1 protein-coding gene is annotated in these 306 nt (G+C 49.7%); it reads right to left on the bottom strand.

Annotation, left to right across the window (positions count from 1 at the left end; translation table 11 throughout):
• Window positions 1–306 (bottom strand): DDE-type integrase/transposase/recombinase (locus ACO0LC_RS29275; protein WP_423009797.1); only part of this gene is annotated, 306 nt, incomplete at both ends.

The following is a 306-nucleotide window of genomic DNA, read 5'->3' as shown; positions in this document are numbered from 1 at the left end:
TGATGTATCAGTTCATTTTTCAGGCTTCCCCAGAAACTCTCCATGGGCGCATTGTCATAGCAGTTTCCCTTGCGTGACATGGATGCCCTCATGCCAAATTGCTCCAGCAACTCCCTGTAACTCAGGGCACAGTATTGGCTACCACGGTCTGAGTGATGAATCAGTCCAGACAGTGGTCGTTTATTGCTGACAGCCTTCCACAGTGCTTTTGCTGTCAAGGCTTGTGTCATACGTTCTCCCATGGCATAGCCGACAATCTCGCAGGTATAGACATCCTTGACCCCTGCCAGATAAAGCCATCCTTCA

It is taken from the genome of Undibacterium sp. JH2W (assembly GCF_049340425.1).
In the GTDB taxonomy this organism is placed as follows: Bacteria; Pseudomonadota; Gammaproteobacteria; order Burkholderiales; family Burkholderiaceae_D; genus Undibacterium.
The sequence above is the reverse complement of the archived record's forward strand: the minus strand, read 5'-3'. Positions and strand labels throughout refer to the sequence as shown.